The sequence below is a fragment of the Actinokineospora spheciospongiae genome, from assembly GCF_000564855.1.
In the GTDB taxonomy this organism is placed as follows: domain Bacteria; phylum Actinomycetota; class Actinomycetes; order Mycobacteriales; family Pseudonocardiaceae; genus Actinokineospora; species Actinokineospora spheciospongiae.
This window is the reverse complement of sequence record NZ_AYXG01000123.1, coordinates 1-15490: the sequence shown is the minus strand read 5'-3', so window position 1 is coordinate 15490 and position 15490 is coordinate 1. Positions and strand designations below refer to the sequence as shown.

Here is a 15490-nt window from a genome sequence, read left to right as displayed (position 1 = left end):
CAAGGGGTTTCAGCCATGCAGAACCGCATCCGCGCCGCCGTCATCGCCCTCCTGGCCGTCCTGACCGCGCTCGGCGGGGCCACCGTCGCCACCGCCGCCTCGGGAGTCGGGTGCGAACGCGGCGAGCTGTGCCTGTGGGTCGAGGCCGACCACGCGGGCGCGCTGCACCGCGCCACCCTCGCCGACACCACGGTCGGCCAGTGCACCCCGCTCCCGCCGGACGTGGCCGCCAGGTCCTTCGCCAACCTGCTCAGCAGGCAGGTCACGGTGTACCAGAGCCGGGAGTGCGCCACGGAGGGCGAGTTCGACACCTATCCGGGAGGGGGGACCTTCGTGCCGGAGGCCCCATACGTGGTGCGCGCCTTCCAGGTCTGGTGAGGCGGGCGGCCCAGCCTTCCCGCCCGGGCGCGGTTCGGCGGGGTGTGTCCACAGGAGACGCTGTCGGGTCGGGTCGCACCCGCGTGGTGATGCGCCACCGCGCGATCAGACCCGAGCCCGCAGGGAGGTGAGCACCTCGTCGTTCCACGTGTGCGAGCGGATCAGCCGGTACCGCTCGCAGATCACCCACAGGTAGGCCTCGGCCTCGGTCTGCGTGGTGATCAACCCGGCCTGCCGCACCATGGTCACCACCGGTACGAACTCCTCCTCGTACCACCGCCGCGCCACCGTCGCCCGGTCCAGGAACACCCGCTCGTCCTGCATCAGCCGGTACCCCCACGCCTCCACGGCCTCCGACAGCTCGGCGTAGTCCCAGCCGTCGGTCAGGTTGACGGCGGCCCGGGCTTCCCCGTCCAGCGGCACCCGGTCGAGGAAGATGCGCCGGTAGTCCTTGACGATCAGGTCGCCCCGGTACCGGATGCCCGCGGCGGAGACGCGGGTGACGATCTCGGTCACGTACGCGTCGATCGTGGTCAGGCCGAGGGCGTGCGCCACCGACACCCGGTGGTGCCCGTCGACCACGAAGTGCAGGTCGCCGACGCGGAAGACGTCGATCGGCGGGGTCGACTCGCCCCGGCGCCGGGCCAGGGCCAGCCGCTCCCACCGCTGCCGCGACGTGCCCGAGGTCGGCCGGAACCGGCGGTCGAAGTCCCGGGTGCGGTCCACCGAGCCGATGATCGAGTCGAGCCGGACGACCTGCAGGCCCAACCTGCGCTCGCCGACGCGGCCGAGCGCGGCCACCACCTCCTCGAAGGGAAGCATGATGTTCACGTCGTCGGGCTCCCGGCGCAGCCAGGCGCCCAAGCGGGAGAGCACCTGGCGCCTGCGCATGCGCAGGAAGTCGTTCTCCGCGTCGGCGGTCGGGAAGCCGGTGTCACGCGGCATGTCGGCCCTCCGGGATGTCCAGTATCCGGTACCCCACGGTGTTGACGACGCGGGTGCCGCCCAGGTCCCGGTCCGGCACCGGCTCACCGTGCGGGTGGATGTGCCCGTGCACCAGCAGCCCCGGCCGCAGCACCCGCACCGCGTCGTGCAGGCACGCGAACCCCCGGTGCGGCGGATCGTCGCGGTCGCCGCAGCCGCGGGGCGGGGAGTGGGTGAGCAGGACGTCGACCGGTCGGCCGTCGCGCAGCCCGCGCAGCCGGGCCCGCCTGCGCACCCGGCGGGAGCGGCGTGCCATCTGCCGCTCGGTCCACTGGTTGGGTCCGCCGTTGTAGCGGATGGACCCGCCGAGCCCGGCGATGCGCAGCCCGGCGACGTCCACCACCCGGCCGTCGGCGTTCACCGCGCCCTCCGGACCGGGGTAGCGGGCGGGCAGCCCGTCGCGCGTCCACAGGCCCGAGGAGTGGACGTAGCCGCCCAGGTCGGCGTCGTGGTTGCCCGGGACGAACACGCACGGCCGGTCCAGCGCGTCGGAGAGGAACTCCAGGTAGTCGAACGGCAGGTCGCCCGCGGCGAGCACGAGGTCGACGTCGTGCCTGCGGACCTCGGCGGTCCACAGCCCTGCGACGATCTCGTCGGACACCGCGAGCACCCTGGGCACTTCCCGAGGGTACGTCCGATCGGGTATCGATGGCGGCGCGGCGGGCAGCGCGTGCGCGGAAGGGAACGGTTTGTGCCCGGAGTCCGTCCAACCCGCTAGTTTGATGGTCGGAAACGAGCGTTCGGGGGCGCCCCAGGGGTGTCCGCGCGTCATGAGGTCCACGGGGAGCGGCGGTGCGGCCACACCGCCGAGGGGAGTTCGTGCGATGGCAACAGGGCAGGCCGACGACGCCGCGAAGGGCGCGGCAGGCACCACCGACAGCACACCCGACACCACCGGCGGTGTTCCCGCGGGGACGCTGCCGCCCACCGACGACGTCTACGTCACCGGCGGCACGCCCTGGGAGAGCTTCAGCCTGGCCGAGCTGGTGGCGATGGTCGCCGACAAGGCGAGCGTCCCGCAGCTCGAACGCCTCGCCGACGACTGGCGGGCCGCGGGCAACGAGGTCGTCGACGCCTCCGACGTGCTCAGCACCGCCCTCGAGGACCTGATGCAGTACTGGTCCGGCGCCGCCGCCGAGCAGGCCCGCGCCGACGTCGCCCTCAACGCCCAGTGGGTGTCGGACCTCGGTGAGACCGCCTACCGGATCGGCGACCCGGTGCAGGAGGCCGCGGGCGCGCTCAAGGCCGCCCAGGACGCCATGCCGCAGCTACCGCAGACCCCGGCCGTGCCGCCCGCCCTGGCCGCCGACAGCGCCGCGCTGGCCGAGCAGGCGGGGGGTCCGCTCGCCGCCGCCGTCAGCGGGGTCGCCTCCGGCACCGAGAGCGCGTTCACCGCCGAGCAGGAGCAGGCGAACCTCAAGGCCGTGGCGGTGGAGGCGATGCGCCGGTTCGAGGGCGCGGCCATCGGCATCGACCAGGCCACCCCGCAGTTCGAGGAGCGCGGCAGCGCACTGCGCCCACGCACCGAATCCGTTCCCCAGGAGCAGGTGCCGATCGGGCCGACGGTCCCGCCCGCCATCCCCACCGACCCGACCGCCCGCTGGAACGACCTCACCGGCGGACCGTCGAGCACCTCCGCCGCGGGCTACACCGACACCTGCACGCCGGGCACCAGCACCAACGACCGCACTCCCGCCCACAGCGGCGGCGGGGGTGGCGGCGGCGGTGGATCGTTCGGCGGTCACCCCGGCCCGGTCGGGCAGGACAGCGACGGCCCGGGGACGCCGCGCCCCCCGGTGGCCCCGTCCCCCGGCGTCGGGGCGACGGAGGCGGTGCCGTCCGGCGGTTTCCGCAACGGTGGGGTCGTCGGCGCCCCCGCCGCCGCGAACGCCGGTGCGGGCGCGCACGCGGGCGGTGCCCTGGGCGGGATGGGTGGGATGCCCATGGGCGGCGGCGTGGTGGGAGGGCAGGGCGGTGGTGAGGGCGAGCACCGCAGGCGCTACCCGTTCGGTGACGACGACTCGTTCTTGCTCACCGACAAGAAGGCCTCACCGCCGGTAATCGGACTCTAGAGGGCAGGGGACAGCACCACCATGCAGGAGCAGAACGCGTTCCCGGCCGCCGACGGGGTCGTGACCGACGGCGCTTTCACCGGTGACCTGGCGACCCCGGCGGCGGCCCAGGGCGGGGACGGCACCCCGCCGCCGATGCCGGTGCCCGATGCGGGCCCGCCCACCACGCCCGCGCCGGAACCGGGTCCGCCCGCCATGCCGGTGCCGGAACCGGGTCCACCCGCCACACAGGTGCCGGGGCCGGGTCCAGCGGCACCGGCCCCGGCGGACTCGATCACACCGGCCCCGGTCGACGCCACCACGCCCGGCCTGGTCGGCCCGGGCACGCCGGTTCCGGTCGACTCCGCCACGCCTGGCCCGGTTGGCCCGGGCACGCCGGTCCCGGTCGATTCCGCCACACCTGCTCCGGTTGGCCCGGGCACGCCGGTCCCGGTCGGCTCCGCCACGCCCGGCCCGGTCGACCCGGGCACGCCCGTGCCGGGGCCTGTTCCCGCCCAACCCGTTCCCGGGCAGCCCACTGCGCCGGTGTCCGCGCCGCCCGCGTCGTCGGCGCCCGCGGTCGCGGTTCCGCCACCCGCCGCGGGTGGTCCCGCACCCGAGCAGGGGCAGCCCGCCGGGCCCCCGGCCGAGGGCACCGGCGCCCCGGCCCCGGACGTGCAGAAGCCCGACCCGACCGGTCCCGGCTCCGCCGCCGGTGATCCCGACCCCGGTACCGGCGCCCCCGCCGCGGGCAGCCCCGGCAGCGGCAACCCGAACAGCGGTTCCGACAACACCGACGCCACCCACCCCGGGGACGGCACCGCCGGAGATGGCGCTGCCGGAGATGGCGCTGCCGGGGACGGCGCTGCCGCAGGCGGCGGCCCCGGCCACCCCGGCAGGCCCGACGACGCCCCCACCACCTACATCGGCGCCCCGGATGGCACTTCCGGCACCCCGGCCGACCAGCCGCCGCCGCAGTCCAAGGGCTACTGGGACGTCGACCCGGCCAAGCTGGCCGGGTTCAGCGTGGCCTGCACCGCGGCCCGGTTCGGCCTGGCCGCGGTGCAGACCCGGGTCGAGCGGATGCAGGGCGAGGACTACACCCCGCAGTTGGGCACCAGCCCGGTCGGCAGGCAGTTGGCCCGCAAGTTCGACGACCGGCTCAACGGCGACACCGGCCTGCGCGGCCTGCTCGCCGAGGCCATGCGCCGGATGGACCGGTTCATCGAGAGCGCGGAGAAGGTCCGCGACGGCTACCGCGAGTCCGAGGAGATCGCCCGGGACGCCATCGGGCAGGCCGAGCAGCGGACGGCGGGCTGATGGATTCCGGGCTGAACCTGGGCATCGACCCCGACGCGCACTGGAGCACCGACGACGGGCCGGGCGGCGCCTGGCTGGAGGCGACCGAGGTCGACCTGCTGTGCACCTTCGCCGAGGTCACCCCGCCGTTCCCGCTGAAGCTCACCCCGCGCGGCACCACCGCCGCGCAGCGCCGGGAGCTGTTCGCCTCGGCCAGGGCGCGGCTGGCCGGGCAGGGCCTGGCCGACCACCGCGGCCCGCGCGGGGTGGCCGCCGACCTGGTGCACCTGCTGCGCGAGGGCGTCGGCGCGTTCGACCTGCTCGTCGCCCGCCGCGGTGGGGCGCTCGGGGTGCTGGTGCTCGCCCAGCGCGAGGAAGCGCTGCTGGTCACCCAGGACGTGCGCGGCCCCGGCGGTCGGGTGCACCTGCTGGCGCTGCCCACCCGTGAGGTCGTCGACCACGTGCCGGACCTGGTCCCCGCGCACCCGGCCGCCCTGGCGGCGCCGTTCACCCTGTCCCGGCGGGCGCTCGACGCCGCGCACCGGGCCATCCAGGCGGCCGCCGCGCCGCCCGGGGGCGGTCGGCCGCGGCAGCTCGGCGCCGACGGGCTGGACCGCCTGCTGGCCGAGCACGGCATCGACGAGCAGTCCGCGCGCAGGCTCACCACCCACCTGCAACCGGTGCTGGGCAACGGCCAGGCCGGGGTGGCCTTCCGCGGCGGCTACGCCGACACCTGGGAGCGCTCGGGCCCGGAGCTGCGCTGGCTCGACACCGCCCGCGGCCGGTTCCGCCTCGGCGGCGACCCGGGGTCGGACTGGATGAGCGTCAACCCGTTCTCCGGCGACGAGCTGGTGGCCGCGCTGCGCGACCTGGCCGGGGAGCTGTGGTACCGGTGACCGCCCACCGTCCGCTCGGCGCGGTAGGGGTGTGCGGATCTCCCGGATCGTCGGTCCCATCCGATACCGTGACAGTCGGAAACGAGCATGTACAGCACCTGGGTAATCGCTACCCGGTCCGGGGACCCCGGGCCGAGGGAGGGGCGCGGGGATGATCGCCAACCTTGAGCAGCTCGCCGGGCGGATGTCCGAGCTGGTCGCCGCGGCCGCCGCCGCGCGCCGCTCCGCCGAGGACGAGCGCAGGCGCCGCCGCGAGGACGACGACCAGTACGTCACCGGCGGCGTCGACTGGAACGGTTACTCCCTCAAGTCGTTGCAGCGCATGGTCGGCGACAACGCCAACGCCGCCCAGCTCGAGATGCTGGCCGACCAGTGGACCCAGCACGGCACCAAGGTCGCCACCGCCTCCCAGGACCTGTCGCGGTCGCTGGGCAGGCTGATGCAGTTCTGGTCCGGCGGCGCCTCCGAACAGGCCGCGCACACCGTCGTCCGCAACGCCGCCTGGGTCGCCGAGCTGGGCGCCACCGCCCAGCAGATCGCCAAGCCGGTCGAGGACGCGGGCGGCGCGCTGCGCTCGGCGCAGAGCACCATGCCCGGCGGCAACCCGTCGAGCCCGTGGCTGGCCACCGCGGGCGGCGGCGCCGCGGCGGGCATGGCCATCGGCGGCCCGATCGGCGCCGCGTTCGGCGCGGCCATCGGCGGCATCGCCAGCGCGTTCGGCTTCGGCAGCAACAAGAAGAAGATGAAGCGCAAGGCCGTGCAGACGATGCAGCGGTTCGAGACCGCCGTCCTCGGCATCGACGGCACCACCCCGCGCTTCGGCACCCCGACCACCGGCATCAACCCGGGCACCACCCCCGCGTGGACCGCGCCCCCGGTCACCGGCGTCCCCGGCCCGGGCGTCACCGTCCCCGGCAACCCGTCGTACACCCCGCCCGCGGCCGGTCCGGCCCCCGTCTACGGCGGTGGCCCCGGCTTCAACACCACCCCCTCATTCGTGCCGAGCTTCAACAGCGGCTGGGAAGGCCGCTGGAAGGGCCTCACCGGCGTCGGGAACGGCACCGGCGCCCCCGGCGGCGCGGGCTCCGGTCCGGGCGTCGGCGGGATCGGCGGGATCGGCGGCATCGGTGGCCTGCGCCCCGGCGGCGTCCCCGTCGGCGGGCTCCCGCGCGGCACCGGTGGCGCCAAGGGCGGTGGCGTCGGCGTCGGCCGCGGCACCCCGGGCACGGGCACCGGCCGGGGTGGGCGCCCGGTCACCGGCGCCCCCGGTGCGGGCGGCGGCGGCCGGGCGGGCGCGACCACCGGTCGCGGCGGCCGGGGTGGCGTCGGCGCGGGCCGGGGCACCGGTCGCGGCGGCGGCCTGTTCGACGACGACGAGGAGACCCGCCGCAAGAACCGCGCGGGCCTGCGCGGCGGCACCCTGCTGCCCGACGAGGAGGAGCGCCGCCGCACCGGCCGGGTCGGCGCCCGCGGCGGGTCGCTGCTCCCCGAGGACGAGGAGAACCGCCGGGGCGGCCGCGGCGGTGCCCGCGGCGCCACCGTGCTCCCGGAGGACGAGGCGCACCGCAACGGCAGGCCCGGCCGCTTCGGGCGGGCCACCGGGTTCGCCGAGGAGCACGGCCGCGCCGGGTCCGGCTACGGCACCGGAGCGGGCGGGTCCGCCCGCGACCGCGAGGAGGACGGGGAGCACCGCAGGCGCGTCCCGATCGAGGAAGACCCGTTCACCACGTCCGACATGAAGTCCGCGCCGCCGGTCATCGGCCTGTAGGGAAAGGGAGGGCCCCGTGTACGTCGACGACCCCAACGCCGTCACCGGAGCCGACGGGTGGCAGGTGGAACCCGCGCAGATCCGCGAGTTCGCCGCCGCCGTCGAGGAGGTGCGCGCCGACCTCGACGCCATCTTCGCCGACGTGGCCGAGCTGGCCACCCCCGCGTACCTGCCGATGCTGGGCACCAGCCCGGTCGGGCAGGAACTGGCGGAGAAGTTCACCGAGCGCCTCGGTGGCGAGACCGGCCTGCGCGGGCAGCTCGAGGGCGCCCTCAAGCGGATGGAGGAGTTCGTGGCCAGCGCGGAGAAGTCGGCCGCCAACTACGCCCAGAGCGACGACAGCTCCGCCACCCGCTTCCGCAACGGGTCCTGACCACCCGATGGAGCTGCACACGCGGGCGGGCGTCGCCCTGCACCCGGTCGAGGTCGACCTGCTGTGCGCCTTCGCCGAGGTGGCCGCGCCGTTCCCGCTGGAACTGCCCAGCGCCGCCGCCTCGCGCGAGGAGCGCGACGTGCTGTTCCACGGCGCCGCGGTCACCCTGATCGAGCGGGACCTCGCCGACGAGCGGGGCCCGCTCGGCGTGGCCGAGGAGTTCGTCTACCTGCTGCGCGCCTGCACCGGGGTCCTGGACCTGGTGGTCGACCGGGAGGACCTGGGCAGGCTCGGGGTGGCCGTGCTCGTCGCCAAGGACGAGGCGCTGCTGGTCACCCAGGACGAGGCCGAACCGTTCGGCGTGGTGCGGATGCACGCCGCCTCCGTCGACGAGGCGGTCAGCCGGGTCGCGCACCTGGTGCCGCGCGCGGAAGCCCCCCGCACGGCGCCGTTCACCCTGCCCAAGCGCGCCCTGCGGTCGGCGTTCGAGGTGATGCTCACCCGCCTGCCCGACGACCCGGACGACCCGGACGGCGATGTCGAACCCCGCCCGATGACCCAGGACGAACTCGACACCCTCCTGCGCGAGCACGGCATCGACGAGACCGTCGCCCGCCGCATGGTCGCCTCCCTGCAACCCGTCGTCGGCAGCGGCCAAGCCGGTCTCGCCTCCCGCGACGAGACCGAGGACCAGTGGCACCGCACCGGCGAGGAGCTGCGCTGGGTCGACACCCCGCGCGGCCGCTACCGCCTGGCGACTGAGGACCCCGACTGGATGAGCGTCAACCCGCTCGGCGTCGACGAACTGCGCGCCGAACTGCGCTCCCTCGCCGCCCGCGCCCGCTGACGCGCCTGCCGCAGCAGCGCGAGCGACACGCGGTCCGACACCGCCGCGGTGAGCGCGTCCGCGGGCCGAGCAGCCATAGAGTCCTGAGTGGACAGAGCAGCCGTGGACCAGCGCTCCTGCTCCAGCCGGGCCACGCGCTCCACGTCGACGGGGTCCACCGACTCAGCCGCCGACGGGGCTCTCCGAGATCAGCACGGTCACCACCGTGATCCAGGTGATGATCACCGCGAGGAGCCAGAACTTCGCACTGCTCAGGTACCGGGTCATTGGGGGCAACCTCCCATCGAGGGGTGAACGGGGTCCGGGTGCGCGGGGAAGACCCCGCTAGAGCCATCGGTTCTTGCGGAAGATGCGGTACAGCACCAGGCAGCCCAGGAAGATGATCCCCATGATCATCGGGTAGCCGAAGCGCCAGTGCAGCTCCGGCATGTAGTCGAAGTTCATGCCGTAGACCCCGACCCCCATGGTGGGGATGGCGATGATCGCCGCCCACGACGTGATCTTGCGCATGTCGCCGTTCTGCTGCAGCGAGATCTTCGCCAGCGTCGCGTCCACCAGGGTCGTCAGCAGCTCGTCGAAGCTGGTCACCCGCTCCGACACCGTCGTCAGGTGATCGTCCACGTCGCGGAAGTAGGACCGAACCTGCTCCGGGACCAGCGGCGAACACCCCTCCGCCAAGCGCCGCAACGGGTTCGCCAGCGGCATCACCGCCCGGCGCAGCTCCAGGATCTCCCGCTTCATCAGGTACATCTGCTCGGCGCTGACCGGGCTGCTCGGCGCGAACACCGCCTTCTCGATCTCGTCGATGTCGTTCTCGAACGCCTCGGTCACCGCCAGGTACGTGTCCACCACGTGGTCGGCGATGCCGTGCAGCACCGCGGCGGGCCCACCGCGCATCCGCTCCGCCGAGGCCTCCAGCTCCTCGCGCAGCGTGTGCAGCGCCGAGTGCTTCCCGTGCCGCACCGTCACGACGTAGTCGGCCCCGAGGAAAACCATGATCTCCCCGGTCTCCACGATCTCGTTCGCCGACGTCGGCGACTCGTGCTCCACGTACCGCACCGTCTTGAGCACCATGAACAGGTTGTCGTCGTAGCGCTCCAGCTTCGGCCGCTGGTGCGCGTGCACCGCGTCCTCCACCGCCAGCTCGTGCAACCCGAACGTCTCCGCCACGCCCTGGATCTGCCGCTCGTCCGGCTCGTGCAACCCGATCCAGACGAACCCCTCGCCCCGCCTGCGCACCTCGGCCACGGCCGCCACGTGCGTCCACCGCCCGGGCAGCCGCTCCCCGTCGACGTACACCGCGCAGTCGACCACGTACGCCGACAGCGGCACCGCGACCGGCGCGGCCGGGCGGGCGGGCGACTTCGAACCACGGCCCCGCAGGCCGCTGAACGAGGGAATGGAAGGCATCGACGGGACCTCCAGCCAACACCACCCGGTCAACCGCTGGGTGGTGTCCGACGCTACGGAAACCGAGGAGCCCGGACAGGCGCCCCGGAGCGGAGCGTCCCTGCCGAAACGGCGGTGGAGTCCTTAGCGGAGCACACCTTCGGAGGGGACGCGGGTACTACTGCAACCGGTCGCGTTGTCATGACCATGCGGGTCGCTCATGCGTCCTCACCTCCCCTGGCCGAGGCAGCCGCCACCGCATGTGGGGCCCACCGGGGTGCCAGAGTACTCCACGGCGGGCCGGAACCGAGGTCGGGCCGGGAAAACGGTGCACCGGCGGCCGCCGAATGCGCTCCCTCACACACCGGTTGCGCGCCGGGCGAGGTGCGGTCACAGTGCGGTTACCCGCCGGTCACTTGTGGCCCGGCCACCCCAAGTTGGAGGAACAGTGCAGTTCGGGCGGTACTACGAGGAGTTCGAGGTCGGCGCGGTCTACAAGCACTGGCCGGGCAAGACGGTCACCGAGTACGACGACCACCTGTTCTGCCTGATCACCATGAACCACCACCCGCTGCACATGGACGTCAACTACGCGGAGAACACCACCGACTTCGGCAAGAACGTCGTCGTGGGCAACTACATCTACTCGCTGCTGCTGGGCATGTCCGTGCCCGACGTCTCCGGCAAGGCCATCGCCAACCTGGAGATCGAGTCCCTCCGGCACGTGAAGCCCACCTTCCACGGCGACACCATCTACGGTGAGACCGAGGTCCTCGACAAGACCCCGTCCAAGTCCAAGGACGACCGCGGCGTGGTCTACGTCGAGACCCGCGGGTACAAGCAGGACGGCACGGTAGTTTGCATCTTCCGCCGCAAGGTGATGGTGCCCAAGCAGTCCTACGGCGAGGCCCGCGGCGGCGAACAGCCGGGCCGCCCCGAACCGAAGGCGTAGCAGACGGAGGAAGCGCCGTGACCGATCCCCTGGACGACATCAGGACCCGGTTGCGGCGCTTCGCCCGGCACGAGGCCGCGGGGGAGTCCCCGCTCTACGAACACCTCGCCACCCGGGCCGCCGACGACCCCGACGTCGCCGCCCTGCTCACCGCCGCCACCGGACCCCACCCGCACCCCACGCTGCTGCTGGCCGCCGCGCACCGCGCCCTGCAGGCCGAGCCCTTCCACGAGCTGGTGAACTACTACCCCTCCCTGGGCGGCAGCTACGGCCTCGACGCCGGCACCTGGCCGCTGTGGCGCTCGTTCGTGCTCGACCGCGCCGACAAGGTCCGCGCCCTCGTCGCCGGGCACACCACCCAGACCAACGAGGTCCGCCGCGCCGCCCTGCTCTACCCGGCCGTCGCCCTCGCCGCCAAGCGCGCCAAGGCCCCGCTGGGGCTGCTGGAGGTCGGGTGCAGCGGCGGCCTGCTGCTCAACCTCGACCGGTACGCCTACCGCTACCAGACCGCCACCGCGGGCCAGATCGCCGCCGGACCGCCCAAGGCCGCCCTCGGCCTGCACTGCGCCCTCGAACTCGCCCCCGGCGCCACCATGCCGGTCATCCCCAAGAAGATCGCCGTCGCCGCCAGGGTCGGCCTCGACCGGGCCCCGGTCGACCTCGCCGACGAGGACGCCGCCGCCTGGCTCGAAGCCTGCATCTGGGCCGACCAACCCGAGCGCAGGCGGCTGTTCAGCACCGCCGCCGCCGTGCAGCACAAGAACCCCCCGGAGTTCGTCACCGGCGACGCCGTCGCCGACCTCGCCACCGCCGCCGCCCGCATCCCCGAGGACACCCCGCTGGTCGTCCTCACCAGCCACGTCCTCACCCACCTGCCCGCCGCCGACCGCACCGCCTTCGTCGACGCCCTGGCCCGGCTGGCCGCCACCCGCCCGCTCTGGTGGATCAGCCAGGAGCCCTACGCGGCGGGCCTCGCCGAGGTCCTGCCCGACCGCGACGACCTCGTGCCCGCCCCCGACACCCCCGCGTTCGGCGTCCTCGGCCTCACCACGTGGGAGGCCGGTCGCCCGAATGCCGTCGCCCTCGCCCGAACCGCCATGCACGGCGAACGGATGACCTGGCTCGCCTGACCGGCGGCTTCCGATCAACGCGGCAACACGTTCCAGCCACGCAGCGTGTCCGCCAACTGCTCCACAAGCAGGTTGTCCCAATCCAATGTGGTGAAGATCGCAAGGTTCACCCACTGGACGTCGTCGGCGTCGTCACCGGCCCGAAGATCACCGCCAGTCACCACGCAGGCGTAGTCGTGGATGTGGAAGACGCCGTTCGGGGCTTCTCGCAGCACCGACCCCACGAGCCGCCCCGGCACCACCTCGAGCCCCGTCTCCTCCCGGGTCTCGCGAACCACCGCCTCCGCGTCCGATTCCCCCGGCTCCACCTTCCCACCTGGTACCGACCACAGGCCGCGCCCGGGCTCGCGACCCCGGCGCACCAGCAGCAGCCTACCCCGGTCATCTCCGATCAGTGCGCCCACACACCTGATCCGTGGAACGTGAAATGCCGTCACCGCCACGGAGCGTAGCTGCACCCCGGGTGTGACGCTGCGCGTTGCCCCAAGCGCCTGACTAGGCTCCCGATCCGCCGCCGTATGCGGTACAACGGTTTTCAACAGGGGCGCCATCCGGCGTGCGTACACGGAACGGGGTAGATCGCAGTGAACGTCAAGAAGGTTCTGATCTTGACTGGGGCAGCGTTGCTCATCTTCTTCCTCGTCACGCAGCCGGTCCAGTCGGCGGGGATCGTCAACTCCATCATCCAGACACTGCGCGAGGGTGCCGAAGCAGTGATCACCTTCGTCCGCACCGTTTTCCAGGGCTAGAGCGGTAAAGTCGACGTATGTTCGCACCCAGGGACCCAGACGAGTACCTGCTCGACTCCGAACGCCGGGTCATCCGGGTGCGCAGGCACTGGGCCAGCCTGGCCTGGGAGGTGTTCGAGGCCGTCGCGCTGCTCGCGGTGTGCGTGATGATCTCCTACATCCTGCCCCCGTCCATGTGGCTGGTGCAGAACATCCTCTGGTACGTCGCACTGGCGGTGCTGCTGCGCTTCACCTACCAGGTCATCTCCTGGTGGGTGGAGCGCATCGTGGTGACGGACAAACGCTTCATGATGACCACGGGAGTCTTCACCACCCGGGTGCTGATGATGCCCATCGGCAAGGTCACCGACCTCACCTTCAAGCGCACCGTCCCCGGCCGCGTCCTCGGCTACGGCACGATCGTGGTCGAGTCCGCTGGCCAGATCCAGGCCCTCAACCAGATCGACTACCTCCCCCGCCCGGAACAGGTCAACGACGCCATCTCCGAACTGGTGTTCGGCGACAAGAAGGCCCAGGCCGAGCGCTTCTCCATGATCAAGGCCCAGCGCCTGGCCCGGGTCGGCCGAAAGAAGAACCCGGTCGCCTGACCCCACCCGACCCCCGGTCGCCCGCGACCGGGGTCGCGGTGGTTCCGCGAGCGTCCTCGACCCGCCTCCGGCCGGTTCCCGGCGCTCACGGCCAAGACCCTGGATCATTCGGGACGGCGCCCACGGTTCCCGCATCGGGAACCGTGCCGGTCTGATCGCTCCGGCCTCCCAGGCGCGGACACATCCAGCCTGCCGAAGCGCGCACCAGCGCGCCGCCTTGCTGCTGCTCGCTCCCCGAAATCCTCCCGGGCCACCGGCACGCGGGCCCGCACGTGCCCTGCCCTGGGTGGTGGTTACCAGCGGGGGCTTCTGCCCTGTTCCCGGTGCTCAGCCTGCCCTCGGTGATGAGGGCTCCCACACTTTCTTCGCCTTCTGCGGTGGCAGCGGTTGCGGGGCGGCGGACATGTTCCTTGTCAGCTGCTCTGCCCTCTGCGGTGGTCGTGGTCAGGGTTTTGCGAGCGTGCTGCCGGTGTCCGGTTTGCCCTTGGCGGTGGCGGGATGGCAGGCGTGCTCCCCGCGTTTGTCCTGCCTCTCAGCGCTGGTCGCAGACGGGGCCGGGGCCTCGCGGGTCTGCTCCCAGCGCCAGGCCTGCCCTCGGCGGTGGCTGCGGCGTGATCCCAGCACCCGGCTTGTTTTCGGTGGTGACCGTGGTGGGGCTCGCAGGCTTTCGCACTCGCCCTGCTCTCGGTGGCGGTTGCGGGGGCGGCGGGTGTGCTCCCCGTGTCTGCCCTGCCCCTCAGCGGTGGTCGCGGGTGTGGCTCTGCGGGCGCACTGCCCGCGTCCGGCTCGTTCCCGACATTCTGCGGGCGTGTTCCCGCGCCCGACCCGCCCCGGCGGTGGTCGTCGGCGCCGGCCCGTGGTGCGTGTTCCGACCGCGGCCGCGTCGTCGCCGTGAGCGCGAACACGGTCCCCGGCGCATGTGCTCGGTCACCGGTTTCTCCACAGGACGCCCCATCGGCGAGACTGGCCCCGTGCGGATCGACCTCCACTGCCACTCCACCGCGTCCGACGGCACGGACAGCCCTGCCGAACTCGTCGCCGCCGCCGCGCGGGCGGGTTTGGACGCGGTCGCCATCACCGACCACGACACCACCGCGGGTTGGGCCGACGCCGAAGCCGCCCTCCCACCCGGCCTCACCCTCGTCCGCGGCGCTGAACTGACCTGCGTATCCCCGGACGGCCGCGGCGGTCGCTGCACGGTGCACCTGCTCGCCTACCTGTTCGACCCCGAGGCCGAAACCGTGGTCGCCGAGTACGCCCGCACCAGGGCCGAACGCCGCTCCCGCCTGCACACCATCGCCGACCGCATGGCCGCCGACGGCTACCCGGTCGACGGCGACACCCTCCTGGCCGACCTCCCCGACGACGTCCCGGCGGGCCGCCCGCACCTGGCCCAGGCCCTGGTCCGCGCGGGCGTCGTCTCCTCGGTCACCGAGGCCTTCGCGTCCCTGCTGCACGGCCGCAACGGGTACTACGTGCCCAGCCGCAGGACCCCGGTGCTCGAAGCCATCGAGATGATCAAATCGGCGGGCGGCGTCACCGTCCTGGCCCACGGCTTCGCCCACCGCCGCGGCCCCACCGTCAACGGCACGGTCATCGCCGAACTGGCCGAAGCGGGCATGGACGGCCTCGAGGTCGACCACCCCGACCACGACCGGAGAGCCCGCGCCGCCCTGCGCACCCTCGCCACCCGCCACAACCTCCTCACCACCGGCTCCAGCGACTACCACGGCACCAACAAGACCACCCCCATCGGCGCCGAGACCACCGCCCCCGAGATGCTCACCGAAATCGCCGCCCGAGCCACCGGCGCCACCCTGGTCCACGGCCGCTGATGCCCACCGCACTCCCTCCACCGCCACCCCCGTGCACCACAGACACCCCTCCTGGGCCACGATCCTCGGTGCCTGCGGTGCCTGCGGTGCCTGCGGTGCCTGCGGTGCCTGCGGTGCCTGCGGTGCCTGCGGTGCCTGCGGTGCCTGCGGTGCCTGCGGTGCCTGCGGTGCCTGCGGTGCCTGCGGTGCCTGCGGTGCCTGCGGTGCCTGCGGTGCCTGCGGTGCCTGCGGTGCCTGCGGTGCCTGCGGTGC

17 protein-coding genes are annotated in these 15490 nt (G+C 73.5%); 12 read left to right on the top strand and 5 right to left on the bottom strand.

All coding sequences use genetic code 11. The annotated features are described in order from the left end of the window. The first annotated feature begins 15 nt into the window (after nt 1-15). The gene (locus tag UO65_RS16980; protein WP_035283637.1) at nt 16-378 is read left to right on the top strand and encodes a peptidase inhibitor family I36 protein; all 363 of its coding nucleotides are present in this window, start codon (nt 16-18) and stop codon (nt 376-378) included. A 105-nt stretch (nt 379-483) separates the two neighbouring features. Here UO65_RS16980 and UO65_RS16975 read toward each other — a convergent pair whose 3' ends face one another. Both UO65_RS16975 and UO65_RS16970 read right to left on the bottom strand, forming a co-directional pair. After that, nucleotides 484-1323 carry a ParB N-terminal domain-containing protein gene (locus UO65_RS16975; protein WP_035283634.1) on the bottom strand — a complete coding sequence of 280 codons (840 nt, stop codon included), beginning with the start codon at nt 1321-1323 and terminating at the stop codon, nt 484-486. Continuing rightward, entirely contained in the window at nt 1313-1981 is a 669-nt protein-coding gene (locus tag UO65_RS16970; RefSeq protein ID WP_035283631.1) for a metallophosphoesterase family protein, read from the bottom strand. The genes UO65_RS16975 and UO65_RS16970 overlap by 11 nt, the downstream gene beginning before the upstream one ends. Before the next feature lie 205 nt (nt 1982-2186). On the opposite strand from UO65_RS16970, the gene UO65_RS16965 reads away from it, so the two are divergent. Next, a complete protein-coding gene (locus UO65_RS16965; RefSeq protein WP_035283628.1) occupies nt 2187-3434 on the top strand; it encodes a WXG100 family type VII secretion target in 1248 nt (415 codons plus the stop codon). Here the strand turns inward: UO65_RS16965 and UO65_RS35905 are convergent. Beyond that, the gene (locus UO65_RS35905) at nt 3431-3760 is read right to left on the bottom strand and encodes a hypothetical protein (protein ID WP_152552129.1); all 330 of its coding nucleotides are present in this window, start codon (nt 3758-3760) and stop codon (nt 3431-3433) included. The genes UO65_RS16965 and UO65_RS35905 overlap by 4 nt on opposite strands. 199 nt (nt 3761-3959) lie before the next feature. On the opposite strand from UO65_RS35905, the gene UO65_RS35900 reads away from it, so the two are divergent. The 5 genes from UO65_RS35900 (at nt 3960) to UO65_RS16940 (ending at nt 8596) form a co-directional block, all read left to right on the top strand. After that, nucleotides 3960-4733, top strand: a complete 774-nt coding sequence (locus UO65_RS35900; protein WP_152552128.1) for a peroxidase family protein — start codon at nt 3960-3962, stop codon at nt 4731-4733. Further along, nucleotides 4733-5608 carry an ESX secretion-associated protein EspG gene (locus UO65_RS16955; protein WP_035283623.1) on the top strand — a complete coding sequence of 292 codons (876 nt, stop codon included), beginning with the start codon at nt 4733-4735 and terminating at the stop codon, nt 5606-5608. The genes UO65_RS35900 and UO65_RS16955 overlap by 1 nt, the downstream gene beginning before the upstream one ends. A 151-nt stretch (nt 5609-5759) precedes the next feature. Then, complete coding sequence (locus UO65_RS16950; protein WP_035283621.1) at nt 5760-7376, top strand: WXG100 family type VII secretion target; 1617 nt, start codon at nt 5760-5762, stop codon at nt 7374-7376. A 16-nt stretch (nt 7377-7392) separates the two neighbouring features. Beyond that, nucleotides 7393-7749, top strand: coding sequence for a hypothetical protein (locus UO65_RS16945; protein WP_035283618.1), 357 nt, complete (start codon nt 7393-7395; stop codon nt 7747-7749). A 7-nt stretch (nt 7750-7756) separates the two neighbouring features. Beyond that, complete coding sequence (locus tag UO65_RS16940) at nt 7757-8596, top strand: ESX secretion-associated protein EspG (RefSeq protein WP_035283616.1); 840 nt, start codon at nt 7757-7759, stop codon at nt 8594-8596. Between the two features lie 324 nt (nt 8597-8920). Here UO65_RS16940 and corA read toward each other — a convergent pair whose 3' ends face one another. Further along, complete coding sequence (gene corA / locus UO65_RS16935; protein ID WP_035283614.1) at nt 8921-10006, bottom strand: magnesium/cobalt transporter CorA; 1086 nt, start codon at nt 10004-10006, stop codon at nt 8921-8923. A 427-nt stretch (nt 10007-10433) separates the two neighbouring features. Between corA and UO65_RS16930 the strand changes: the two genes are divergently transcribed. Beyond that, nucleotides 10434-10937, top strand: coding sequence for a MaoC family dehydratase (locus UO65_RS16930; protein ID WP_035283613.1), 504 nt, complete (start codon nt 10434-10436; stop codon nt 10935-10937). A gap of 17 nt (nt 10938-10954) precedes the next feature. Then, a complete protein-coding gene (locus UO65_RS16925) occupies nt 10955-12067 on the top strand; it encodes a DUF2332 domain-containing protein (RefSeq protein ID WP_035283611.1) in 1113 nt (370 codons plus the stop codon). Between the two features lie 14 nt (nt 12068-12081). Here the strand turns inward: UO65_RS16925 and UO65_RS16920 are convergent, their stop codons facing one another. Further along, the gene (locus UO65_RS16920; RefSeq protein WP_035283714.1) at nt 12082-12504 is read right to left on the bottom strand and encodes an NUDIX hydrolase; all 423 of its coding nucleotides are present in this window, start codon (nt 12502-12504) and stop codon (nt 12082-12084) included. A 147-nt stretch (nt 12505-12651) separates the two neighbouring features. Between UO65_RS16920 and UO65_RS37445 the strand changes: the two genes are divergently transcribed. The 3 genes from UO65_RS37445 (at nt 12652) to UO65_RS16910 (ending at nt 15238) form a co-directional block, all read left to right on the top strand. Next, nucleotides 12652-12816: a hypothetical protein gene (locus UO65_RS37445; RefSeq protein ID WP_181399842.1), complete on the top strand. Its 165-nt coding sequence runs from the start codon at nt 12652-12654 to the stop codon at nt 12814-12816. Between the two features lie 17 nt (nt 12817-12833). After that, nucleotides 12834-13403, top strand: coding sequence for a PH domain-containing protein (locus tag UO65_RS16915; RefSeq protein ID WP_035283610.1), 570 nt, complete (start codon nt 12834-12836; stop codon nt 13401-13403). Nucleotides 13404-14374: 971 nt separating this feature from the next. Next, entirely contained in the window at nt 14375-15238 is an 864-nt protein-coding gene (locus tag UO65_RS16910) for a PHP domain-containing protein (protein WP_035283608.1), read from the top strand. Nucleotides 15239-15490: the final 252 nt, after the last annotated feature.